The sequence below is a fragment of the Streptomyces sp. NPDC053069 genome, assembly GCF_044546895.1.
GTDB lineage: Bacteria > Actinomycetota > Actinomycetes > Streptomycetales > Streptomycetaceae > Streptomyces.
The window spans coordinates 44,419-65,474 of record NZ_JBITZN010000018.1 but is presented as its reverse complement, the minus strand read 5'-3'; the positions used below and the strand labels follow the sequence as shown (position 1 = coordinate 65,474).

Below are 21,056 nucleotides of genomic sequence, written 5' to 3'. Positions count from 1 at the left end.
TCTACCTCTACCTATGCGGCTTCAGCCCCACGCGGAGTCAAGGACACGCTTGCGCGGAGTGCCGAAACCTCCGTGGCCCATGCCGAGATCTCGGCCAGGTGCTGTGGCTCGATACCTACTCGGGGATTGGGCTGGATGAGGAGAGTTGGCAGGCCGCGGGCGACACGCTCGGCTGACCATTCGTGGTCGAGGCCGGTGAAGTCGTCGTCGATCCACACAGCGGGCTCGTCGCCCAGCCAGGCGTCGACGTGGTCGCGTTTCCACAGATAGCCGTTGGGATGGCTGGTGGTGATGTCGGGGCGTGGCAGGTCGACGTGCGGCAGGGGCGGGAGGTCGAGGAGTGGGCCGATCAGCGTGGTGGCGTCCTGCCTCCAGCTCGTACACCAGATCGGTGTGATCAGGCCCGTACGGATCACGTCCATGAGCATGGGGCCGTGGTCGGGGTTGAGCCAGATGGTGACCGGGTCGTCTGCGCTGCGGCCGGTGGGGACGACGTCGTGGCGAACGTGGGAGGCCGGGGTGGCGCCGTCCGCGTCGGGGAAGGGTATGAGGACGCCGTCGATGTCGAGGAGCAGGTAGGGCGGGCGCATCGATTCCTCCACGGGGAGCCGAGGGTCAGAGCTTGCGCGCGGTGATCAGCAGGGTGGTGGGCCAGCGGCCCTGTCGGGGGTCGTGGAACTCCTGGGCCGAGGCGAGCCACAGGCCCGCGCGGCCGAGGTGCTTCTCCCAGCGGGCAGCGTCGAAGTCCCAGCGCGCGACGGGCAGGCGGGTGCGGTCGGGCAGCGTGACGTGGTCGCGGCGGGGGCGGTCGTCTGCGGAGGGCGGTCGACCGCCGCGCTGGGGGTGGGGGACGGAGAAGGCCAGGGTGCAGCCGGGCTTGAGGCGGTGGGTGATGGCGGGGAGCAGGAGTTCGGGGGCGACGAGGCCGACAGCTCCGAATACGGAGTAGATCGCGCCGAACTGCTCGTCGGAGGTGTGCAGGTAGTGCAGGGCGTGGCCGGCGACGAAGGTGAGGTTGTTCAGCCGTCCGTAGTGTGAGCGGGCGCGACGGACTTGCAAGCCGACCAGGTCGACGCCGGTGACGTGGGCCGCGTGCCGGGTGGCGAGGTAGGCGGCGTTGTGGCCGGGGCCGCAACCGAGTTCCACCACGCGCTTGCGGCGCAGGTCGGAGCCGAGGATTTCGGCTCCGGGCCCAATGCCCGGCCGTGTGGTCCACTCCATCCGCGGCGGTGGGGCGAGCGGCTCGGCCGGACCCGCGGCCGTGCGCTGGAGGGCGTGGGCGTACCAGGGGGAAGCTTGGGCGAGCACTTACACCTCCAGGAGCTGGAGGGCGTCGGTGAGGTGTCGGCGTACGACCTTGATGTAGGTGGGATCGGTGGCGGGGTCGTTGATCCAGCGGATGGACTGCTCCATGAACCACTCGACGGCCCACATGCGGTGCCATCCCAGCGCCCACTTCTCGGCGGGCAGGCCACCGCGCTCGGCGAGGGCGTCGGGAGTACCGCCCTCGGTGACGTAGGACTCCAGGAAGACGCGCACGCATACGGGGTCGGGGTCGTCGAGGGTGCCGTGCCAGCTGGCGAGGTCGAGCAGGCCCGGTCCGGTGAAGGCGCGGGCGAAGTCCAGCAGGCGCCAGCCGCGCCGGCCGATGTGGAGGCTGGTGGGGTGAAACTCGGAGTGCACCCAGCCGAACGGGGCGACGGTAGTTCCTCGTGCGCGGGTGCCAGCGGCCTGGGCGATCTGGTCGAGGGCGTGCTCGATGTCGCCGGTGTCCGGCCAGCGGTCGGCCTTGCGGAGCTGGTCGAGGTGGTCCAGGGCGCGGCCGGGCAGGGCCCGCAGCCCTTCCTCGTGCAGTACAGGCAGCGCGCCGGCAGTGCGGGTGCGGTGGAGGACCACGGCCGCAGCGGCGCCGTCGAGATCGTCCGCTTCCCGGGTAGGAGTGCCGAGGTCTTCCAGGAACATGCCGAGCCAGCCCTCGATCCGGACCGAGTGGTAGACCTTCGGGACGGGGATGCCGAGGGTGTCGGCCAGTCGTAGAGCCTGGTCCTCGCTGTCGAAGGGCCTTTTGGCGTACTTGAAGATCCGCGTGCTGCCGTCGGGAAAGGTCACGCGTTCGACGCCGGACATCGACCACACCCTCACCTCCTCGCGCTTGGCGGTGGTCTGGTTCGCGACGATGCACAGGTTGGCGAGGAGATCGGTGGTCAGGTTCTCGTTCACGAGGACTCCATCACGGTGGTGGCGGCATCCAGGGCGAGCGAGCCTGCCCGCCCCGGAGCCTTGCTGCTGGGCGTTACGCGGCGGGGGCCACGCGCTGGGCGTAGACCTGCTCGATCCAGCCGGCCTTGAAGGCGGCCAGGTCGCCACGGAAGTTCGCCATCGACGCACCGTAGGGCGCGACGACGCCGCCGGACTGGTCCGGCACGGACTGGCAGCCGTGCACCAGGCGTCCGCCGAGGGCGGCGTGGGCCTTGATGGACTCGATGCGGCGGTGCTCGTTGAACCAGCCGCCGTGGTAGACCTCGTCCAGCATCCCGCCCATCTCGTCGTCCAGGTCGAAGACGACCGAGGTGGCGGCGGGGAAGAACCAGCACGGGCCGACGTTGGAGATGTGCCCGTCCAGCTCGACCTTGTTGAGTGCCATGAGCGTGGCCGCCTCGCGCAGCATGCGCAGGTGCTCGGCGGTGATCTGCGGCAGGCCGAGGCCGGCGAGGTGCTCGTCGCGGAACAGGTAGGCGTAGACCTCGTAGGCGGTCGCCAGCACGCGGGCGGCGTCCGAGGTGGACTCACCGTGGGTCTTGATGAAGTCCAGCGCGAGCTGCTCGACCGCGCTCTCGGTGGTCTCCCGCGCGTCCAGGAGCTGGGACTTGACCAAGTCCCAGTCAGCGACGAGCCAGGTATTCGACTCGAAGCGGAAGAAGTACTCGGCCGGGTCGATCGTGATGCGCCGGCCGTCGACCTGGATGCCCGGCAGGCGGCTCCAGCGCTCGTCGAACGCCTGCGGCAGTTCGACCGTGATGGCCTTGGTGTCGATGGTGGTCACCGTGTCTCCGTCTCTGATCGGCCGGGTTCGGGCACAGGAGTGCCCGAACCCGGAGCGGGCGTACGGAACTTCAGGGAGCCGCCCGGAGCCGTGGGGAGAACCAGGACTGCAGTCGGGCAGTTCCGGGCGGCTGTGATTAAGTGAACAGTCCGTCACGCACAGTGGGTACGGTGTGGGCAAGGCCAAGCGGTATACACGGTTTACAGCCCCAGGACGGAGGAGGTCATGGCGGCACCCAACAGGCCCAATGTCCGTTTACGCGAGGCCATCGACGCGATCGGCTGCACCTACGACGCGCTGGCCAAGGACGTGCGCCGGATCGCCGCGGAGAACGGCGAGATCATCCACACCAACAAGTCGGCGATCTCCCACTGGGTAAATGGCACGCGTCAGCCCACCGGACGGACCGGCCGTTACCTGGCGGAGGCCCTCTCCCGCCGGGCCGGCCGCCCCGTAACCCTCACCGAGATCGGCCTACGCGACCCCGAGGTCGCCGTCCCTGACGACCCCGATCCCGTCGTCACGGTCACCCACCTGGGCCGCGCCGACATGGAACGGCGCCGCTTCCTCGCCGTGGCCGCCTTCACCACCGCAGGCGTGGCCATGCCCCTGGCCTACGACCACGAAGCCGCATCACGGATGCTCCGCACACGCACGGGCCGGGCGCTGGTGGGAGCGGAAGACGTCGACGTTGTCCGCCAGATCACCGCCGCGTTCAGCGCGGCCGACGAACGCCTGGGCGGCGGCCACGGGCTGACCACCGTTACCGCCTACCTCGCCGACACCGCCGCCCCCATGCTGCGTGCCCGCTTCGCCTCTGAAGCCTTACGCCGAGCAGCCTTCGGCGCCGTCGCCGAGCTGGCCTATCTCGCGGGCTGGAAGCACCACGACCTCGGCCACGAAGGTGCCGCCCAGCGCTACTACCAGGTCGGCTACCAACTCGCCTGCGAAGCCGATGCGCACGGCCACGCCGCCTGGATGATGCGCGCCCTCGCCCACCAGGCCCTCAGCCTCAAGCAGCCCCACCACTGCGTCGACCTTGTGGAAGGCGCCCTCCGCCGTGGACTCGGCCACGTGGACGGTCAGACCGAGGCACTACTCCACATCACCCACGCCCGCGCCTTCGCCGCAGTCCACGAGAAACCCGCAGCGGCCCGCGCCCTGCTCGCCGCCGAAGACGCTCTGCTCCGCGACGACGGGCCACAACCCAGCTTCTCCCTCGTCAGCGGACCCGCTGCCGGCACCGTCGCCAGCCACACGGCCCGTACTCTCACCGACCTCGCCGATCACGTCGGTACGGAGCAACAGCACCGCGACGCGCTCGTCCGCTGGGATCCTGAGAAGTACAAGCGCGTCCACGCCCTCACATACGCCGACCTCGGCGACAGCCTCGCCGTCCAGGCCCGCGCCGATGAGGCGGTCGCCGCCTGGAGCGAGGCTCTCACGCTGATGGACGGCATGACCTCCGACCGCACCCGCAAGGCGATCACCTCCATTCGCTCGACCCTGGCGGTCTACCAGCGGCGCAAAGTACCCGGCGCCGCCGAACTCGCCCGCCGCGCCCGTGAGGCGCTCGCCTAACATGCCCACCAATCCCGCCGACGAAGGGACCCCCGTGGCTCAGCCGACAACCGATGACCAGCGCGAGGCGCTCAGGCCCGCCCTGGAATCCATGACCTTGCTGGTCGCCGCCGTCATCGTCCACGACAAGGCCACCGACCGCGTGGTCCTCCTCCAGCGCAGCGACCAGGCCAAATTCGCCAAGGGCAGGTGGGACCTCCCCGTCGGCAAGAGCGAGCCCGGCGAGCCGATCACCGCGACGGCCGTCCGCGAGCTGTACGAAGAGACCGGTCTGACCGTCAAGCCAGAAGCGCTCAAGGTCGCCCACATCATCCACGGCGCCTGGGGTGTGGAAGCCCCCAACGGCTTCCTCACCGTCGTCTTCGTCGCCGACGAATGGTCCGGCGAGCCCGAAAACCGCGAACCGCGCAAGCACGCCCAAGTCCGCTGGGTCGATGCCCACGCCATCCCCGACGAATTCGTCGAGACCACCGCCAGCGCCCTCCACCGCTACCTCAGCGGCGGGCCCCAGGTGTCGCTGGACGGCTGGAACTAACTGAGCGCCTTTTCCGGGAAAGCGTCTCGCCCCACGGTGTGTGATGAGTGACCGCGTTCAGCGTTCCCAGGTTTCCTCAGTGAACGCCCGACAAGACACGTCGGTGAAGAGGGAGACCATGACGTACGACCGCGACCGCATCGAAGCCCTGCTCGACGAGGGACTCCGCGACAAGGTGTACCCAGGCGCCGTGTGGGCCCTCGGCGACGCCACCGGCACCCTCGCCCAGGGCGCCACCGGCGTCCTCGACCCCGACGAGCCGGACGTGCCGATGCGCACCGACACCGTCTTCGACGCCGCCAGCCTCACCAAGATCCTGGCCGTCTGGTCCTCCACCGGCGCCCTGTGGGAGGACGGCACCCTTGACCTCGACGAGCCGCTCGGCAACTTCTGGCAAGAGGTCACCGGACACCCCCTCGGCGCCGTCACCGCCCAGCAACTGCTGACACACACCGCCGGCGTCCCACTGCGAGCTCAGCTGAAGAACCTCTACGGCACCAATCCGGACGACATCCGCCACGGCGTACTGCACGAGCCACTCCACCGCTCGCCCGGCGAAGCCGTCGAGTACACCGACCGGGCCGCCCTCATCCTCGGCTACCTCGCCGAACACCTCTCCGGCCGCCGCTTGGACCAGCTGGCCACCGCCCGCACCTGGCACCCGCTGGGCATGGCCGGCACCCGCTTCGGCCCCCTCCCCGCCGACCTCGCCGCCCGCTGCGCTCCCACCGAACTCGACCAAGAAACCGACACTCACCTCAAGGGAGTCGCCCACGACTTCTCGGCCCGCCTCCTCGGCGGCATCTGCGGGATCGCAGGCGTCTTCACCGTGCTCGACGACCTGGCTGCCGTCCTGCGGTACATGCTCGCCCCTGCCGCTTCCCAGTTCCGGGCTGGCTTCGGGGCCGAGTGGATCACCCGCTCCCTGGCCATCCAGACGGGTGATCTCCAGCCAGCTCGTGGCCTGTTCTGGCACCCGGCTCCCGGCACCACTGCCGAGGAGGACGTCTGGGTCCACTACGGCTTCACCGGCACGGGCATGTGGATCTCCCCTACCGAGGGTCGCTGGGCGGTGCTTCTGACCAACAAGCTCTACTACACCCGTGACCGCGAACCGCTGACTGGTGTCCGCAACGCCTTTCGAAAGCTGGCTTTCACGTAGGGACCGATCCTCCTGGCGTGCGACGTTTCGCTCGAATGGGTTCGGAGACCCGGTGAGTGGAGGTCGTGTCGCGTGTGGGTTCGGAAGTGAGCTGGCATTCAATTCGTCCGCCCGCTCTGCCGCCCGGCTTCGATCGCGGGCGGCAGTGTTGTGCTGTGTCCAGGGGAACTGCGCGGCGGCCAGTGTTGTGTCCAGAGCGGCGCGCATCCGGGCACCTGTCGCGACAGGGCAGGGGCGAGGTGGTGCCCCCTTACCCTGCCGGCCCTCGGCTGTGAGGTGCACACGTACCAGCAGCCGCAGCATCACCACCGTTCTGACGTGGGAGAACGGCCTTTCAAGTGACGCGGCCCCTACCGTGCCGCGCCCTTCGACCCAGCCGCTTCCGGTTGCGGCAGACGTACGGTTGAAGTACCGAGGGCATCACGCACTCCGGGCCACCACGCCGGGTCGTCCTCGGCGAGAGACGAGTGAATCCGGGCCGCCCCAGCGGTCGGCGCGGAGACGGGTCGGGGCCATGTACGCCGCGGTCGAAGCAACTCAGCGCAAGCTCATCACGGCAAGGGTCGCGCTGAGCGCCCGTGCAGGTCCGCAACCTCGCCGATGGGAGACGTGATGACCTTTTCCCGGCTGGACATCCATCGGCGGAACCGAGGAGAGCGGACGCTCGTCACGCTTGCCGGCGACATCGGGCCGGCCACGACGCCGCTGCTGCGGGCCGCAGTGGAGCAGTGTCTGCTGGACGGTGTCACCGTGATCGACATCGACCTGACCACAGTCGGCTCCTGCGACGCCAGGGGCTTGGACGTCCTCCTGTCGGCAGCACAGCGCGCCGGCCGGGTCCACGCTCGCCTGCGGCTGCACCATCCGTGCGCTCAGATCACCCGGGTCCTCGATGCCACGGGATCGACTTCGCTGCTCCCTACGGCCCCCGCGAGTCCCCTGCCGCCCGCCGCATCCGACGGCTTCATGAGTGCGGCGACGGGGGCGCCCGAGGACTCCGCTCGCCGACCGGACCAGCCGGTCCTCAAGGACGGGATCCGCCTTCGTCGGCTGACCCGCTGGCAGGCAGAAGACATGGGCGCGGACATCGCGGACCTGGCTGCGGAGTCCGTCGCAGGCACCACGGGCGAGCGGTACCACAACCGCGGGGACTTCCTGCACCGCTTGTCGATCACCGCCCGCCGCCCCGGCTTCGCCCTGCTGGTCGCCGAGACGACGGTGCTGGTCGGTTGCGCCTTCGGTTTTCCGATGGGCTCTGAAGGCCCCGGCAGCCGGGGGTCCGACGGAACGCTCCAGGAGATCATCCAGCGGCTCACCTCCCGCGCACGGTTCGTCGTCCTCACCCAGGTCGTGGCCCACCCGCACGTTCAGCACCGCGACATCGCCCGCCGGCTGCAACAGCGTCTGCTCACAGAGCTGCACTCCTCCCTCGGGATCACCCTGCTGCATCCTGCCGACCGGGCAGGACAAGCCGCCTTCTCGTCCTGGGGCTGGCAGAACATGGGTGAGGTCGTCGGGCTGCCCGGCTCCGTAGCCCCCTGCGTGTTGACCCTGTCCGCCGAAGGGCAGCCCTCGGCACGCCGATGACGTGGCAGAGGAGCGATGAGCCGGCGGTCGTACCGGCCGGGGCGGTCACGTGACCCGTCGTCCGCCGTACCGAGGTGCCTCCACGCGATGGCTGCCTGCCTCTCGGCGCGATGGCTGCGCACCACGCCGCCCGCCACGGCTGGGGGTAGCGTGGGAGGTACCGAGAACTTCCGGGCGTACGACCACGGCGGCGCCGTTCCCGGCGAGTGACTGACACGGGCAGCCGGAAAGCAGCGCCCGGAACGGGATCGCACGATGAACGCCATCACAAAGCCCGCCGAAGGTACCGCGCCAGGTTACGGACACTCCTACCGGATGCCCATGCCCCGGCTGCGCCTCACGCCGGACGTCAGCCATGGCCCGCTGGACGGCGCATGGTGGCCGCGCTGCGACGCACTCGAACTCGAATTGCCCGCGCTGGTCGGCTCCCTGGATCCGAGCAGCGGCACCGTCACCCGCGTTACCGTGGGGTCCGCCGCCTGGCCCGATGCTCCGCAGGAGGTGATGGCGCCCGGCCACGTGATCGAGGTGGTCCTGACCGATTCGGCCGCCGAGGCGCATGCCATCACCGTGGACTGCGGCACCGTGGGACGCTGGGAACTGCTGGTGATCCCCCCGGACGAGCCGGTCGGAGTAGCCACCAGGCTGCTGACCGCCGCCGCCGACGCCGGGAACCCACTGTCGGCTCCGCGCCTGCTGGCACTCGCCGAGAGCGGCCTCGACGGACAGAACGCTTGGGAGTCGGAAGGCGGAGCCGGACCGAGATGAGCAGCCCGACCCGGCCGACTCCGTGGCCGGCAGGCCGGGCGTCCACGACCCCGTGATGGAGCCATGGCACCGACAGACCCTTCGTCATCCTGGCCCGCCCCCACACGAAGCGTGACCGCGGCAGGTGAGGGGATGACGGCAGTACAGCGTACGGACCGGTCCGAAAGCTTCGGGGAAGCTCTCCTGGGAAAGATCCTCGACAGCGCGCACGAACTCCCGCCCCACCTCATCGGGCCCTTGGTCGCCGACGTCGTGGAGCGGCTCGGTGGCCGCCGTCCACAGGTGCTGTTGCAGGACTACGGCCAGCTGCTGCTCGTACCGCTGCCCGGTGAGTGCCTCGCCGGCGGGGAACCGCAGGTTATCGACGACTCCGAGGCGGGCCGCTGCTTTCTCGACGCGGTCCCCGTGGAGGTGCCCCAGGAAGACGGCGTCCGGATCCATCTGCCTCTGCTGGACGGCGGTGACCAGGTAGGGGTCATGGCGGTGACGCTGGACAGCATCGACGCCCACGACCGCCGCCTGCTGCTCAGGATCTCCGGCCTGGTGGCCGACCTTCTGGTGACCAAGCACGGCTACTCCGACCTGTTCTTCGACGTCCGACGCGGTGAGGCGATGAGCGTCGCCGCGGAGATCCAGTGGTCACTGCTGCCACCGCTTGCGATGATCATGCCCCGGGTCGCTGTGGCCGGGATCCTGGAACCCGCCTACGACGTGGGCGGCGACAGCTTCGACTACGCGCTCAACCACGACGTCCTCCACGTGGCCATGATCGACGCGATGGGCCACGGACTGGACGCAGCCACCATGGCCACGGTGGCCATCGGCGCCTACCGCCACGCCCGCCGCGCCGGCATCGGACTGCCGGAGATCTACGCGTTCATGGACCGCGCCGTGGCCAGGCAATTCGGTCCCGAGCATTTCGTCACCGCGCAGATGATGCAGCTGGACACGACGACGGGACGGGTGCAGTGGGTCAACGCCGGACACCCGCCGCCGATCCTCGTCCGCGACCACCGCGTCGCGCGGCGTCTGGCCGCCCCGACGACCCTCCCCGTCGGCCTCGGTGGTTCGGAGCCCCGGATCAGCGAGCTGGGGCTGGTGCCCGGGGACCGAGTCCTCTGCTTCACGGACGGAGTGGTCGAGGAGCACAGGAGCGGTGGGGAGGAGTTCGGGGAGGACCAGCTGATCGACTGCGTGAACCATCTGGAGAGGACCGGCCGCGGCATCCGGGCGGTGACGCGCTCCCTGTCCCACACGCTCAAGCAGGCGCGGGGCGGACAGACCAGCGATGACGCAACGCTGCTCATGGTGGAGTGGCGCGGCTGATCTCCCCCGCCGTCCGACACCGCTCGGCCGGTCACGCCCAGCGGCAGGCCCGTCAGCCCGGCGAACCGTGCCCGCTCCCGGTGTCGATGAGAATCTGCTCGGCCTGGCTGATGTTGTCTGCCCGGACCGCCTGGGCCATCGCGGCGCGGGCGGCGTCCGGTGCCGCGTCCGGCGGGACCACGAGCAGAGAGAAGATGTCCGTGTCGCCCCGGGTAATCAGGACCGTGTCGTCACCGACCGGGAAGGCATCGATGTGCACCACCCGGTCGTCCACGGCGATACGCGTCGGGAGACCTTCCCAGGCCGCGGTGTCCAGTCCCACACGGGTCACGGGGCCGAGGTGGGCAATGAGGGCGCTCAGGAGCGCGGGCAGCTCAGCACCGATGTCGCGCGAGCGCGGCCACCACGCGCCGTCGAGGACGCCTTCGCGTGATTCGGTCGTTTCCAGCCGGAGAAGCGCACACCCTGGCCGCACCGCCTCGTGGACGCCGCTGGGCAGACGCCGGGGAACAGGTGGTGTATCCGAGCTGGTCATGATGACCACCCGTCTGTAGGGCCGGTGCGACGACGGGACTCCGCCCCGCACCTGCCACGTTACTCCTGGTGTCACACGCGACGGGCATCTCCGAAGCTCCCCCTCGTCCGGCCCCGGAGGGAACGGATGCAGCACACAGGACGTCCGTCGCATGTCGAGAGCTCCCTAGGCGCGAAAACTGGGCATGAACGCCTCCCCAGCCAGGTCCCCGGAGGGCACATCCAGGGCACATGAGTCCGGGAAACGGCGTTGACCCGTGAGAACTACCGAGGAGTGTTTCCGCAGGTCAACGCACACTTCACCGAGAAACCCAAGGTCAGCGCCCCACCGCCCCCACTCGCTGCACGAGTGGCAGGACTTCTCGCATCGACTGCATGAGGCCGGGCATCAGCCGTATTGCTTGGTTTGGCCCTGAGCTGGGGTTCCGTGGGGCTTGGGCGGGGTCTTCGGGCCTCGCCCCTTTTGGTGCCGGGGAGGGACCGTCGGGCGGCCAGGGCACATTGAGGGCATATGGGCTTCCCCTTGCCCGCACGGGTCGCCACCTGCTGCCGGTACTTCCTTGATACGACGACACCCCCCAGCAGCGGCCCCGATGCCGGACGGCGCTGACCGCGTGCGACGAGCCTGTGGCCGTGCGGCGCGCAACGTGTGTGGCCACACTGGAGGCATGGAAGGCCGGCCTCCCTCGCAGGCTGTGGACGTGCCGCGGTCGGACGCCGGCGAGCGACGTGAATACGAGGGGGCCGTGTACGGCTCGCTGCTCGCGGCCTCGGTGGTGGTCGGAGCCGGCTCGCTCGGCTCCTTCCCCCGGCTGGAACTCGTTCTCCTGCTGCTGTGCACCGGGATGGTGACTTGGGCGACCCGCGTGTACTCCCGGCTGTTCAAGGAGCGGATCAAGGGCGCGTCCGTGGGCGGGAAGGAGATCCGTGCAGCGGGTGCGGCCGAGTGGCCCGTCCTCATGGCCGCCGTCCCACCGGCCGTGGCGATCGCCGTCACGCCCCTGCTGGGCATCGGGCCGAGAGGGGCGGTGTGGCTGGCCCTGGGCGTTGCGCTGGCCGGCTATGTCGGCTGGTCCACGGTGGCCGCCTACCACGCGGGGGCCACAGGCCGCGCGGTGGTGACCGCGGGGGCGGTCAACCTGGTGCTCGGACTGGTCGTCGTTCTCTTCAAGGTCTTCGTCAAGCGCTGACGCCGTAGCGGTCCGAGCCGTTCAACAGCTTCGCGCCGAGCCCACCGCAAGGTCGTGGTCGCCCGTACCGGCGGCCGGCCTCGACGGGCTACTGATCAAGGGCACATGAGCCGGTCCCCCTCCCATTGGGTCCCGGCCCCGCTGGGTCTATCGTCTGAATTCTGAGGTCAGGACGAGGAGGACGGCCGGTGATGCCGCAGGACGAGGCCGTGATCGGCTGTATGGGCAAGGTGCTCATCGGGACGCGGGGATCCGCGGGCCCCGGCGAGGTCCTGGTGCGGGTCAGGGGCGGCTCCGAGACCTTCCTGGCGTGGTCCGAGGATCCCCTGCCCGTGGGCGCCACGGTCCTCGTGATCGAATCACGGGGATGCCGCGAGGTCGGCGTCATCGAGTGGGTGGATCCATTGGACGCGCTCGGCGGCGACACCGTCGGCGCAGGCTGAGGAGTACAAGCATGTTCGGATACCGCGTTCCCGCTCCCGACGAGGCGATGTTGATCTCGGGAGGCCGGCGGGGACTGGGGGGCGCGCCGTTCCGCGTGGTGACGGGCCACGGCAAGTTCGTGCTCCCGGTCTTCCGTAAGGTCCGGTTCCTCACCCTCTCCATGTGCGAGGCCGAGGTCACCGAGACCTGTGTGACCAAGCAGGGCATCTCGCTGCACGTCCGCGCGGTCATCGCCTTCAAGGTCGGCAACGACCACGAGAGCATCATCAACGCCGGTCAGCGCTTCCTCTCCGACCAGGAGCAGATGTCGGTGCTCACCGGCCGGATCTTCGCCGGCCACCTGCGCGCGATCATCGGCTCGATGACGGTCGAGGAGATCGTCACCGAGCGGCAGAAGCTCGCCGCGGAGGTGCTGGACACCTCGAAGACGGAGATGGCGAAGATCGGCCTGATCGTCGACTCGCTGCAGATCCAGTCGATCGACGACGGCGACACCGGCTACATCGACGCGATGTCCGCCCCGCACAAGGCGGCGATCCAGCGGCAGGCCCAGATCGCCCAGGCCCAGGCCACCCAGGCCGCGGTCGAGGCGGAGCAGGAGGCGGCCCGCAAGCAGGCCGAGTACGCCCGGCAGACCGCCATCGTCAAGGCCGAGTACTCGGCCGAGGTGGACCGCGCCCAGGCGCAGGCCGCGCAGGCCGGACCGCTCGCCCAGGCGCACGCCCAGCAGGAGGTGCTCTCCGCCCAGACGGAGCTGGCTCAGCGCCAGGCCGAGCTGCGTCAGAAGCAGCTGGTCGCCGAGGTCGTCAAGCCCGCCGAGGCCGAGGCCGAGCGGGTCAGGATCCTCGCCGCCGCCGAGGCCCAGCGCATGAAGATCCAGGCCGAGGCCGCCGCCTCCTACGACCGGGTCGCCCTCGACCGGATGCTCATCGACCAGCTCCCGCAGATCGTGAAGGAGGCGGCCGGCGGCCTGGCCGGCGCCAACGTCAATGTCCTGAACGGCGCGGACGGGCTCGGCGAGATCGCCGCGGGTCTGGTGTCCCAGGGCCTGACGATCCTCGACTCGGTGCGGCAGAACCTGAACGGCGGCCAGGAGAACAAGGACAACCCGGGCAACAGGGGGGACCTCAACGACCTGCTCCAGCTGCGCTCGGGCAAGGACGGGGCGTCGGAGGGCGACGGTCCGGTGAACCTCGACTAGGGGGTTGTCGCGGTTTCAGCCGTGGCAGGCCGTCGTTGGTCTGCGGCGCCGTCCCGGCCGGTCGCGCCCGCGCGGCGGCAGCCGCATGTCAGGCACAGTGCCGCGCCCCTTTCGGGGCGCTGTCCTGCACGACCGTTATGTGGCGGTGCGGCCCCGGACTCTCCAGCTCGTCCAGCACCGCCGCCGCCAAGTCCTCGGCGCTGATCCACGACCGGCCGTCGGCGTCGGTCAGCAACGTGTCGGTGCCGCGCCGGTAGCGTCCGGTGCGGCTGCCCGGTTCGAGTACGGCCGGCGGGCTCAGGTACACCCAGTCGGCGCCGGAGTGCGCCTGGCAGGTGCGCAGTTGGGCCACGCCGGCGAGTGCCACGGCGCGGTACTCGTCCGGCACGTATGCGGGGTTCTCGGCGATGAGCCGCTCCCGGTCGCCGGGGCTGCGCAGGGCGCCGGCGCCGCCGACCACGAGGACGCGGATGCCGAGCCGTGCGGCGGCGTCCAGCACCGTGCGGGTGGCGGCGACCAGGAACTCCTGGTCGGCCGGGAACGTCCGTACGGCCAGTACGACGGCGTCGGCTCCGGAGCCGGTCAGTGCCTCCCCCACGGCGGACGGGTCGCCGGCGTCCACCGCGACCGGCGTCACGCCCGGGTCCTCGCTCGCCTCACTCGCCGGCTTCCGCGACAGCGCCAGCACCCGGTGTCCGCGCGCTCTCGCCTCGCCGACCACCCGGCCGCCGACCATCCCGGTGGCCCCGAGCACGGCGATCGTCATGCCCTTCGGCATCAGGGTTCTCCTTCGTTTCTGCGGTGTTCTTCCGTACGCCGGGGGCGAGTTGCGCGGCCAGCAAGGCGATGAGCGCCAGGGTGAAACCGAGGGTCTGCGGCAGGCTCAGCGACTCGCCCTGCGCGACGCCTATGACGGTCGCGACCAGCGGGGACAGCAGCACCAGCGGTGCGGACGCAGCGACCGGCAGGCTGCCGATCCCGCGGAACCACAGCGTGTACGCGATCAGTCCGCCCATGCTGCCGAGCCACAGATAGCCGCCGGCGGCGCCCGCGTCGATCCGCTGCGGCACCCCTTCGGCCGCCAGGGTGAGCGGAAGCAACAGCAGGCCGCCGACGGTGAGTTGCCAGCCGGCCAGGGTGAGCGGGCCGACGCCCGCCGGACGGCCCCAGCGTTTGGTGAGGACGACCCCGGCGGCCATCATCGCCGTATGGCCGAGGCCGGCGAGCACGCCGGCGGCGTCCAGCCGGGCCCGCGGTCCGAGGACGACCAGCCCCACTCCGAGCACGCCGAGGGCGCCCCAGGTCAGCCGCCAGGCCGTGGGCCGGTCGTGCAGCAGCCCGAGGCCGAGACCCGCCACCAGCAGCGGCTGGGCGGCGCCGAGGGTGGCGGCCACCCCGCCGGGCAGGCGCTCGGCGGCCACGAACAGCAGGGGCATGGCGCCGATGTTGAGGACGCCGAGGACCGCGGTCTTCCACCACCACGCTCCGTGCGGCAGCACCCGGGTGAGCGCCAGCGCGAGCAGCCCGGCGGGCAGGGCCCGCATCAGGCCCGCGAACAGCGGATGCCCGGGCGGGAGCAGCCGGGTGGTGACCACGTAGGTGGTTCCCCAGGACGCGGGAGCGAGCGCGGTGAGCAGGACGGTCGCCGCCTGTGCCGTGTGCCGATGCATGGGGGAAGTGTCGGCCGACGGTGGCCATGGGTCCAAAGCATGGTTGTCATTGCAGTCATGAATGATGACGATTGATGCGTGGACCTTCAGCAGCTTCGCTACGTCGTCGCCGTCGCCGACACCCTCAACTTCACCCGGGCCGCGGAGCGGTGTCAGGTGGTGCAGTCCTCGCTGAGCCATCGGATCGCCGCACTGGAGCGGGAGTTGGGGGTGCGGCTGTTCGCCCGGTCCAGCCGCCGGGTCGAACTGACCGGCGCGGGTGCGGCATTCCTCGTGGGTGCGCGTGAGTGTCTGGCCGCCGCCGACCGTGCGGTCGCCGACGCCGCCGCCGCGACCGGGGTGGTGCGCGGGCGGCTCGCCGTCGGCGTGATCGTGACCACGGCCGCCGTCGACGTACCCGAACTGCTGCAGCGGTACCGCGCCCGGCATCCCGACGTCCGGGTGGTCCTGCGGTCCGGACGCAGCGACGAGCTGGCGGCGGCGGTGCGCGACGGGGAGCTGGACATCGCCTTCCTCGGTCTGCCGGAGGGCGAGCGGCCGGCCGGGCTGGAGACCGTCGTGCTCGATCACGACCGGCATGTCCTCGCGGTACCGGCCGGACACCGGCTGGCGGACGCCGCCCGGGTCACGCTGGCGGAGATCGCCGGGGAGACGTTCGTGGACTTCGTGGCCGGGACCCCCGCCCGCGCCCAGTCCGACCGGGCGTTCGCCGCCGCGGGTCTGGTCCGCGACGTCGCGTACGAGGCCGGTGTCGTGGAGCTGATCACCCGGCTGATCGCGCGCGGTCTCGGGGTCGCGCTGCTGCCGTCGGCGTTCATCCGCCCGCTCGCCGCCGACCACCCCGGACTGGCCCTGGTCCCGGTGGCCGACGGGCCGCGGCGCCTGGAGTATCTGGCGTGGAGCCGGTTCAACCCGAGCCCGGCCACCCGGGCGATGCTCGACGTCCTCGGGGTCAGACCGTCGTCCGTACGGTCCTGACGCGCCGCCGGGCCTTCGGCGCGCCCCTGGCCCGCGGCGGTCAGTCCAGCTGGAGCCGGTCCGCGAGCCCCGCCTTCTCGAATGCCGTCACCACGTCGTCGCGCGTCTCGGTGAAGTGGGTCCAGCTGTCGCAGTGGACGGGGACCACCCGGCGGGCGCCGAGGAGACGGGCGGCCTCGGCGGCGCCGGCGCCGTCCAGGACGAGCAGCGCGCCGTCGAAGAGGACCGTGCGGGGCGCCCCCGCGAACAGCACCGCGGTGTCGACCGGCCCGAACCGGTCGGCGATCTCGCGGACCGCCTCCAGGGAGGCGTTGTCACCGCTGACGTAGACGGTGGGCAGCCCCTCGCCGGTCAGGACGAAGCCGACGACCTGGCCGCTGACCGGCTCGACCTGCTCCTTGGTGCCCGGCCCGTGCACGGCGGGTACACCGGTCACCGTCACCGTGCCGCCGCCCGGCCGGTCCAGCTCGACCGACTCCCAGTCCGCCAGGCCCGTGGCCCTGGCCCCGAGCCGCTGGGCGCCGCCCGGCGTGGTGAGCGTGAGCGGCACGTCGGCGAGCAGGGCGCGGCCGGAGCGGTCGAGGTTGTCGGGGTGCTCGTCGTGGGAGAGCAGGACCACGTCGATGCGGCCGAGGCCGGACGGGGTGGTGCGGGAGGCGGCGGTCTTGGTCAGGAAGCGGCCGCCGCCCAGCGGGTAGTCGCCGGGCTCGTCGAAGGTCGGGTCGGTGAGGAAGCGCAGGCCGCCGTACTCGATGAGCGCGGTGGGGCCGCCGTACACCTGCACGGGGAGCCGGGAAGACGACATGGGAAAGCACCTCACAAGGTTGTCACGGATGGCACAACACCTATCCGTGAGAAAGACGGTAGCCGCACCTCACGGATGGACGCAAGCCGTACCATGAGATTCATGACGGAGACCGCGCCCGCCGAGCCCCTGGAACCGACGGCCGTCGCGCCCGCGCCCGGCGCGGAGCAGCACCCGGCCCTCGACCTCGCCAACAGCGCTCCCGCGCTGCCCGGGGGCCATGTCCTCGATCTGCTCGGCACCCCCGGCGCCGCGAACCGCTGGCTCGCCGAGCGCGGCCTCGCCCCCGCCGACGCCGGGCTGCGGGAGATGTGCGTGGCCCAGCTGCGCTCCCTGCGCGAGCAGGTCCGCGCCCTGATCGCGTCCCGGGTCGACGGCCACCCGGCCCCGGCCGGCGCCCTGGCCGCCGTCAACGAGGCGATGACCAAGGCCCCGGCCACCCCCCTGCTGCACTGGGACCCCGTGCGCGGCCTGCACCGCGCCGTCTCCCACCCCACCACCCAGATCCTCGAACACGCCCTGGCCGCCCTCGCCGCCGACGCCGCCGACCTGCTCACCGGCCCCGACGCCGACCGCCTCACCGCCTGCGGCTCCGCCCCCTGCAACCGCTACCTGCTCCGCCACGGCCGCCGCCACTGGTGCTCCACCCGCTGCGGCGACCGCGCCCGCGCGGCCCGCGCCTACGCCCGCCGCACGGGGCGGGCCGGGGAGGACTGAGCGGCCCCTTGCCGGAGGCTCGCGGCGGCGGGTACGGCTCAGCGACGACGCCTCGGAAACAGCGCGCCGAGCGCCGCGCACCCAAGCGCGCCGAGCGCCCCGAGCAGCGACCCGCCCCAGGGCGTCCCACCCGGCCGTTGCGGGACCGCCGCGTACGCGAACGCGAACGCGAACGCGTCAAGGCCACCGCCCTCTAGGGAGCACGCAAGGGCGCCAGCGCACACCGCCACCTGGGGCGGCCCGCCTGCGGAGTCACGCCGGGCATCGTCCACGCTCGCCGGCACGCAGCCGGGGCCGGAGCACTAGCAGTACGGCGCCTGGTTGGTGAGCGAGGCGGCCACCCGCAGCCACACGTAGAACTGGCGGTAGAGAGAGGGGAGCCGGCCGGTCGCACGGATCGTACGGCTGTCGTCGGCCGTCACGCCCGGGATGCCGAGGAGGGTGGCAGCGACGGAGGCGGACTGCCAGCGGACGGCGAGGGTGACCTCTCCGGCTGCGGCCGCGGGGCGGCGCGGGGCCCGGCCCAGGGCCGCCGCGACCCCCTCCTCGATGGCCTTCCGCGCCTCCGCCTGCGGCCGCAGTTCGGCGGCGAACCGGCCGTGCGCGTACTTCACGGGCACCGTGACGACGGAGGCGTCCCACGCCGTCATCTCCGCGCACGCCACGTCGTCACCCGTGAGGGCCACCACGGGCACCCCCAGGGCCGCCGCCGTGGCATGGGCGAGCCCGATCTCGCCGACCGGCCGGCCGTCCAGCCACATGTCCTCGATCTCGTGCCCCATGAAGCTGTGGCTGAGCACGCCCGGGGCGCCGGCCCGGGAGTGATAGCCGACGCACAGCGCGGCGTCGTACTCCCCGGTCAGGCCCTCCAGCATGCCCATCTGCTTGGGCTTGCCCCGTATCAGCCGGGCGGCCGGGTGCAGCGCCTCGGGCAGCAGGTTGCGCATCGGTCCGTGGGCGTCGTTGACGAGGATGTCGTCGGCGCCCGCCGTCAGCGCGCCCCGCACGGCCGCGCTCACATCCTCGGCCATCATGGAACGGCCGCGCTCGTAGTCCCGGCCACCCGGCTGCACGTCGTCGGCGTCCACGAGCCCGGTGACGCCTTCCATGTCCACGCTGATGTACATACGCACGGCGTCGACCCTAGCCGGACCCTACGTATCGTAGGTTCCCAACCGTGGGCGGCCACGCGCCTGTTCACATGTCTGTTCATCGGGGGACGCCTTGCAGGACACGGAAACGGAAGCCGGCGGGGAGGTCTGCGCACGCACTCTCGCGCCGACCCTGACCCTGCTGGCGGTCAGCCTCCTCATCGCCGCCGTCGGCGTGTACGAACTGTGCGGCTTCGGTCTGCACAGCCTCGACCGGCGCCCGCACCTGTTCAGCGACGGTCTCGCCACCGGCGGGGTGATCGTCGCTGCGGTCGCGGCCGGAGCGGCGGTGGGCAACCTGGCCTGGCACCTGGTGACGGCCCGGCGCGACAGGGCAAGGACCGGGTAAGAGAGGCGGCACGGGAAGGGGTTGGGTAAGAGGAGCGGCAGGGGAGGGCGCCGGGCAGGAGCCGATGCCGGTACGCTCCCGGTGCACAGGAACACTGCCCTACAAACTGTAGGGTGAGCGTCCGTCCCGTCCCTTCCCACCCAAGGTGACCAGTCACCATGCCCGCTCAGCAGTCGACCCTGACCGCCGCGAAGATCCCCGGTCAACGCGGTGCACGCCGCGAGTTCCGGATGCCCGTCCCCAGCCCCCGGCTGCGCGCGGGGGCGGCCTCCGCCACCGTGTGGTACCTGCGGCTGATCGCCGTCTTCAACATCATCGCGGTGATGTCGCTGCCGTTCCGCAAAGAGGTGGAAGAACACAACGACGGCAAGCTCTTCACCGCCCGTCATGTGCACGCGCACACCCACCACGCCGGCCAGTTCTTCACCCCGTACCTGGCCACCGCCGGCCTGGCCTCGGCCGCGGCGGCGATCTTCCTGGCGCTGGTGATGCGGCGCGGGAAGCGGGCCGGGTGGGTGGTGAACATACTGCTCGCCGGCCCCCTCTTCGTGCTCTACGTCCTCGCCCTCACCCAGCACCCGTTCCGCGACCACGCCTTCAACTGGGTCTCCACCGCCCTCACCGGCCTCTTCGTGGCCGCGCTGCTGATCGGCCGCCGGGAGTTCAACGCCGTCGGCGACCCGTCCAACCCCAAGCTCGCACTGGCCGTCGGCGCCGGCGGCATCCTGGTGACCGGCGGGCTCGGTACCCTGCTCGTGCACGCCACCAACAGCCTGACCGGCGCGACCCTGTTCGACGAGCTGGCCTACACCCTGCTGCGCGGCATCAGCGTCGGCCCACTCGCCGACCGGGTCGACTCCGTGCACGCGCCCCGCTGGGCCGACATCATCATCAACATCCTGCTCGCCGCGGCCTTCTGCCTGGTCCTGTACGCCTGCTTCCGCTCCCCGCGCGGTCGCCGGCTGCTCACCTCCGACGACGAGGAGAAACTGCGCGCGCTGCTCGACAAGCACGGCGCCCGCGACTCCCTCGGCTACTTCGCGCTGCGCCGCGACAAGGCCGCCATCTTCTCCCCCACCGGCAAGGCCGCCGTGACCTACCGTGTCGTCGGCGCGGTGTCCCTCGCCTCCGGGGACCCGATCGGCGACCCCGAGGCCTGGCCCGGCGCCATCGACGCCTGGCTCAGCGAGGCCCGCCGGCACGCCTGGACCCCGGCCGTCATGGGCGCGAGCGAGGAGGCCGGCACGATCTACGCCCGGCACGGCCTGGACGCGCTCGAACTCGGCGACGAAGCGATCGTGGACATCGCCGAATTCACCCTTGAGGGCCGCGCCATGCGCGTGGTCCGCCAGGCCCACAACCGGGTCAAGCGGGCCGGGTACACGGTCCGCATCCGCCGCCACGAGGACATCCCCGCCGACGAGCTGGCCCTCCTGATCGACCGCGCCGACCGCTGGCGTGACGGCGCCACCGAGCGCGGCTTCTCCATGGCCCTGGGCCGCCTCGGCGACCCGGCGGACGGCCGCTGCGTGATGCTGGAGTGCCGTGACGCGGACGACGAGCCGCGTGCCCTGCTCAGCTTCGTCCCGTGGGGCGAGCACGGCCTGTCCCTGGACCTGATGCGCCGCGACCGTGACTGCGAGAACGGCCTGATGGAGTACATGGTCGTGGAACTCCTGCTGCGCGCAAAGGAGTTGGGCATCAAGCGGGTGTCGCTGAACTTCGCGATGTTCCGCTCGGTCTTCGAACGCGGCGCCCGCCTCGGCGCGGGCCCCGTCCTGCGCCTGTGGCGCTCCACCCTCACCTTCTTCTCCCGCTGGTGGCAGATCGAGTCCCTGTACCGGGCCAACGCCAAGTACCGCCCGGTCTGGGAACCCCGCTTCCTGCTGTTCGCCAAGAGCAGCGACATCCCGAGAATCGGCCTGGCGAGCGCCCGGGCGGAGGGCTTCCTCGAACTGCCGGGCATGGGCGGCGGACGCCGGCCGTAGGAAGGGGTACCGCAGGCTACGAGGCGT

General features: G+C 71.3%; 22 protein-coding genes. 13 read left to right on the top strand and 9 right to left on the bottom strand.

From position 1 onward, the window contains the following. Positions 1 to 11 precede the first annotated feature (11 nt). From ACIGXP_RS33190 to ACIGXP_RS33175, 4 genes are all read right to left on the bottom strand, one after another. Entirely contained in the window at positions 12 to 590 is a 579-nt protein-coding gene (locus ACIGXP_RS33190; RefSeq protein ID WP_399774704.1) for a hypothetical protein, read from the bottom strand. 25 nt (positions 591 to 615) lie between these two features. Continuing rightward, positions 616 to 1,308, bottom strand: a complete 693-nt coding sequence (locus tag ACIGXP_RS33185) for a class I SAM-dependent methyltransferase (RefSeq protein ID WP_399774702.1) — start codon at positions 1,306 to 1,308, stop codon at positions 616 to 618. Further along, on the bottom strand, positions 1,309 to 2,220 hold the full coding sequence (locus tag ACIGXP_RS33180; RefSeq protein WP_399774700.1) for an aminoglycoside phosphotransferase family protein: 912 nt from the start codon (positions 2,218 to 2,220) through the stop codon (positions 1,309 to 1,311). 73 nt (positions 2,221 to 2,293) lie between these two features. Then, positions 2,294 to 3,043 carry a hypothetical protein gene (locus tag ACIGXP_RS33175; protein WP_399774698.1) on the bottom strand — a complete coding sequence of 250 codons (750 nt, stop codon included), beginning with the start codon at positions 3,041 to 3,043 and terminating at the stop codon, positions 2,294 to 2,296. A gap of 225 nt (positions 3,044 to 3,268) precedes the next feature. On the opposite strand from ACIGXP_RS33175, the gene ACIGXP_RS33170 reads away from it, so the two are divergent. From ACIGXP_RS33170 to ACIGXP_RS33145, 6 genes are all read left to right on the top strand, one after another. Further along, the gene (locus tag ACIGXP_RS33170; protein ID WP_399774696.1) at positions 3,269 to 4,624 is read left to right on the top strand and encodes a helix-turn-helix domain-containing protein; all 1,356 of its coding nucleotides are present in this window, start codon (positions 3,269 to 3,271) and stop codon (positions 4,622 to 4,624) included. 1 nt (position 4,625) lies between these two features. Next, a complete protein-coding gene (locus tag ACIGXP_RS33165) occupies positions 4,626 to 5,159 on the top strand; it encodes an NUDIX domain-containing protein (RefSeq protein WP_399774694.1) in 534 nt (177 codons plus the stop codon). Between the two features lie 118 nt (positions 5,160 to 5,277). After that, entirely contained in the window at positions 5,278 to 6,321 is a 1,044-nt protein-coding gene (locus tag ACIGXP_RS33160; RefSeq protein ID WP_399774692.1) for a serine hydrolase domain-containing protein, read from the top strand. A 612-nt stretch (positions 6,322 to 6,933) separates the two neighbouring features. Next, positions 6,934 to 7,908, top strand: a complete 975-nt coding sequence (locus tag ACIGXP_RS33155) for an STAS domain-containing protein (protein WP_190179072.1) — start codon at positions 6,934 to 6,936, stop codon at positions 7,906 to 7,908. Positions 7,909 to 8,163: 255 nt separating this feature from the next. Further along, positions 8,164 to 8,676 (top strand): DUF5994 family protein, encoded by a 513-nt coding sequence (locus ACIGXP_RS33150; protein WP_351222842.1) that lies wholly within the window; start codon positions 8,164 to 8,166, stop codon positions 8,674 to 8,676. Positions 8,677 to 8,808: 132 nt separating this feature from the next. Further along, the gene (locus ACIGXP_RS33145; protein WP_387144423.1) at positions 8,809 to 10,002 is read left to right on the top strand and encodes a PP2C family protein-serine/threonine phosphatase; all 1,194 of its coding nucleotides are present in this window, start codon (positions 8,809 to 8,811) and stop codon (positions 10,000 to 10,002) included. Positions 10,003 to 10,054: 52 nt separating this feature from the next. On the opposite strand, the gene ACIGXP_RS33140 is transcribed toward ACIGXP_RS33145, so the two are convergent. Continuing rightward, entirely contained in the window at positions 10,055 to 10,537 is a 483-nt protein-coding gene (locus ACIGXP_RS33140; protein WP_369365184.1) for a DUF5994 family protein, read from the bottom strand. A 667-nt stretch (positions 10,538 to 11,204) separates the two neighbouring features. Here ACIGXP_RS33140 and ACIGXP_RS33135 point away from each other — a divergent pair. The 3 genes from ACIGXP_RS33135 to ACIGXP_RS33125 all read left to right on the top strand — a co-directional run bounded on the left by ACIGXP_RS33135 (position 11,205) and on the right by ACIGXP_RS33125 (position 13,371). After that, complete coding sequence (locus ACIGXP_RS33135; protein WP_399774690.1) at positions 11,205 to 11,726, top strand: hypothetical protein; 522 nt, start codon at positions 11,205 to 11,207, stop codon at positions 11,724 to 11,726. Between the two features lie 191 nt (positions 11,727 to 11,917). Next, complete coding sequence (locus ACIGXP_RS33130) at positions 11,918 to 12,169, top strand: hypothetical protein (protein ID WP_399774687.1); 252 nt, start codon at positions 11,918 to 11,920, stop codon at positions 12,167 to 12,169. A gap of 11 nt (positions 12,170 to 12,180) precedes the next feature. Then, positions 12,181 to 13,371 carry an SPFH domain-containing protein gene (locus ACIGXP_RS33125; RefSeq protein WP_363214273.1) on the top strand — a complete coding sequence of 397 codons (1,191 nt, stop codon included), beginning with the start codon at positions 12,181 to 12,183 and terminating at the stop codon, positions 13,369 to 13,371. Between the two features lie 88 nt (positions 13,372 to 13,459). On the opposite strand, the gene ACIGXP_RS33120 is transcribed toward ACIGXP_RS33125, so the two are convergent. Together ACIGXP_RS33120 and ACIGXP_RS33115 are read right to left on the bottom strand one after the other, a co-directional pair. Then, positions 13,460 to 14,137, bottom strand: coding sequence for an NAD(P)-dependent oxidoreductase (locus ACIGXP_RS33120; RefSeq protein ID WP_399774887.1), 678 nt, complete (start codon positions 14,135 to 14,137; stop codon positions 13,460 to 13,462). Continuing rightward, positions 14,028 to 15,041 carry an EamA family transporter gene (locus tag ACIGXP_RS33115; protein ID WP_399774684.1) on the bottom strand — a complete coding sequence of 338 codons (1,014 nt, stop codon included), beginning with the start codon at positions 15,039 to 15,041 and terminating at the stop codon, positions 14,028 to 14,030. Before ACIGXP_RS33115 ends, ACIGXP_RS33120 begins: the two co-directional genes overlap by 110 nt. A 78-nt stretch (positions 15,042 to 15,119) precedes the next feature. On the opposite strand from ACIGXP_RS33115, the gene ACIGXP_RS33110 reads away from it, so the two are divergent. Then, positions 15,120 to 16,019, top strand: a complete 900-nt coding sequence (locus ACIGXP_RS33110; RefSeq protein WP_363214275.1) for a LysR family transcriptional regulator — start codon at positions 15,120 to 15,122, stop codon at positions 16,017 to 16,019. A gap of 40 nt (positions 16,020 to 16,059) precedes the next feature. Here the strand turns inward: ACIGXP_RS33110 and ACIGXP_RS33105 are convergent, their stop codons facing one another. Beyond that, positions 16,060 to 16,824: an MBL fold metallo-hydrolase gene (locus tag ACIGXP_RS33105; RefSeq protein WP_399774682.1), complete on the bottom strand. Its 765-nt coding sequence runs from the start codon at positions 16,822 to 16,824 to the stop codon at positions 16,060 to 16,062. 93 nt (positions 16,825 to 16,917) lie between these two features. Here ACIGXP_RS33105 and ACIGXP_RS33100 point away from each other — a divergent pair, with 93 nt between their 5' ends. Further along, positions 16,918 to 17,541 carry a CGNR zinc finger domain-containing protein gene (locus ACIGXP_RS33100; RefSeq protein ID WP_399774679.1) on the top strand — a complete coding sequence of 208 codons (624 nt, stop codon included), beginning with the start codon at positions 16,918 to 16,920 and terminating at the stop codon, positions 17,539 to 17,541. Positions 17,542 to 17,843: 302 nt separating this feature from the next. Here ACIGXP_RS33100 and ACIGXP_RS33095 read toward each other — a convergent pair whose 3' ends face one another. Beyond that, entirely contained in the window at positions 17,844 to 18,674 is an 831-nt protein-coding gene (locus ACIGXP_RS33095) for a M55 family metallopeptidase (protein WP_399774676.1), read from the bottom strand. A 91-nt stretch (positions 18,675 to 18,765) separates the two neighbouring features. Between ACIGXP_RS33095 and ACIGXP_RS33090 the strand changes: the two genes are divergently transcribed. Continuing rightward, positions 18,766 to 19,041 carry a hypothetical protein gene (locus ACIGXP_RS33090; RefSeq protein WP_363214279.1) on the top strand — a complete coding sequence of 92 codons (276 nt, stop codon included), beginning with the start codon at positions 18,766 to 18,768 and terminating at the stop codon, positions 19,039 to 19,041. Between the two features lie 230 nt (positions 19,042 to 19,271). After that, positions 19,272 to 21,029, top strand: a complete 1,758-nt coding sequence (locus tag ACIGXP_RS33085) for a phosphatidylglycerol lysyltransferase domain-containing protein (RefSeq protein ID WP_363214307.1) — start codon at positions 19,272 to 19,274, stop codon at positions 21,027 to 21,029. Positions 21,030 to 21,056 lie beyond the last annotated feature (27 nt).

What these genes read in the sequence shown, in the direction of transcription:
- ACIGXP_RS33190 (WP_399774704.1), bottom strand. Translation starts at nt 590, where the DNA reads ATGCGCCCGCCCTACCTGCTCCTCGACATCGACGGCGTCCTCATACCC.
- ACIGXP_RS33170 (WP_399774696.1), top strand. Translation starts at nt 3,269, where the DNA reads ATGGCGGCACCCAACAGGCCCAATGTCCGTTTACGCGAGGCCATCGAC.
- ACIGXP_RS33165 (WP_399774694.1), top strand. Translation starts at nt 4,626, where the DNA reads ATGCCCACCAATCCCGCCGACGAAGGGACCCCCGTGGCTCAGCCGACA.
- ACIGXP_RS33160 (WP_399774692.1), top strand. Translation starts at nt 5,278, where the DNA reads ATGACGTACGACCGCGACCGCATCGAAGCCCTGCTCGACGAGGGACTC.
- ACIGXP_RS33155 (WP_190179072.1), top strand. Translation starts at nt 6,934, where the DNA reads ATGACCTTTTCCCGGCTGGACATCCATCGGCGGAACCGAGGAGAGCGG.
- ACIGXP_RS33150 (WP_351222842.1), top strand. Translation starts at nt 8,164, where the DNA reads ATGAACGCCATCACAAAGCCCGCCGAAGGTACCGCGCCAGGTTACGGA.
- ACIGXP_RS33145 (WP_387144423.1), top strand. Translation starts at nt 8,809, where the DNA reads ATGACGGCAGTACAGCGTACGGACCGGTCCGAAAGCTTCGGGGAAGCT.
- ACIGXP_RS33140 (WP_369365184.1), bottom strand. Translation starts at nt 10,537, where the DNA reads ATGACCAGCTCGGATACACCACCTGTTCCCCGGCGTCTGCCCAGCGGC.
- ACIGXP_RS33135 (WP_399774690.1), top strand. Translation starts at nt 11,205, where the DNA reads ATGGAAGGCCGGCCTCCCTCGCAGGCTGTGGACGTGCCGCGGTCGGAC.
- ACIGXP_RS33130 (WP_399774687.1), top strand. Translation starts at nt 11,918, where the DNA reads ATGCCGCAGGACGAGGCCGTGATCGGCTGTATGGGCAAGGTGCTCATC.
- ACIGXP_RS33125 (WP_363214273.1), top strand. Translation starts at nt 12,181, where the DNA reads ATGTTCGGATACCGCGTTCCCGCTCCCGACGAGGCGATGTTGATCTCG.
- ACIGXP_RS33120 (WP_399774887.1), bottom strand. Translation starts at nt 14,137, where the DNA reads ATGACGATCGCCGTGCTCGGGGCCACCGGGATGGTCGGCGGCCGGGTG.
- ACIGXP_RS33115 (WP_399774684.1), bottom strand. Translation starts at nt 15,041, where the DNA reads ATGCATCGGCACACGGCACAGGCGGCGACCGTCCTGCTCACCGCGCTC.
- ACIGXP_RS33105 (WP_399774682.1), bottom strand. Translation starts at nt 16,824, where the DNA reads ATGTCGTCTTCCCGGCTCCCCGTGCAGGTGTACGGCGGCCCCACCGCG.
- ACIGXP_RS33100 (WP_399774679.1), top strand. Translation starts at nt 16,918, where the DNA reads ATGAGATTCATGACGGAGACCGCGCCCGCCGAGCCCCTGGAACCGACG.
- ACIGXP_RS33085 (WP_363214307.1), top strand. Translation starts at nt 19,272, where the DNA reads ATGCCCGTCCCCAGCCCCCGGCTGCGCGCGGGGGCGGCCTCCGCCACC.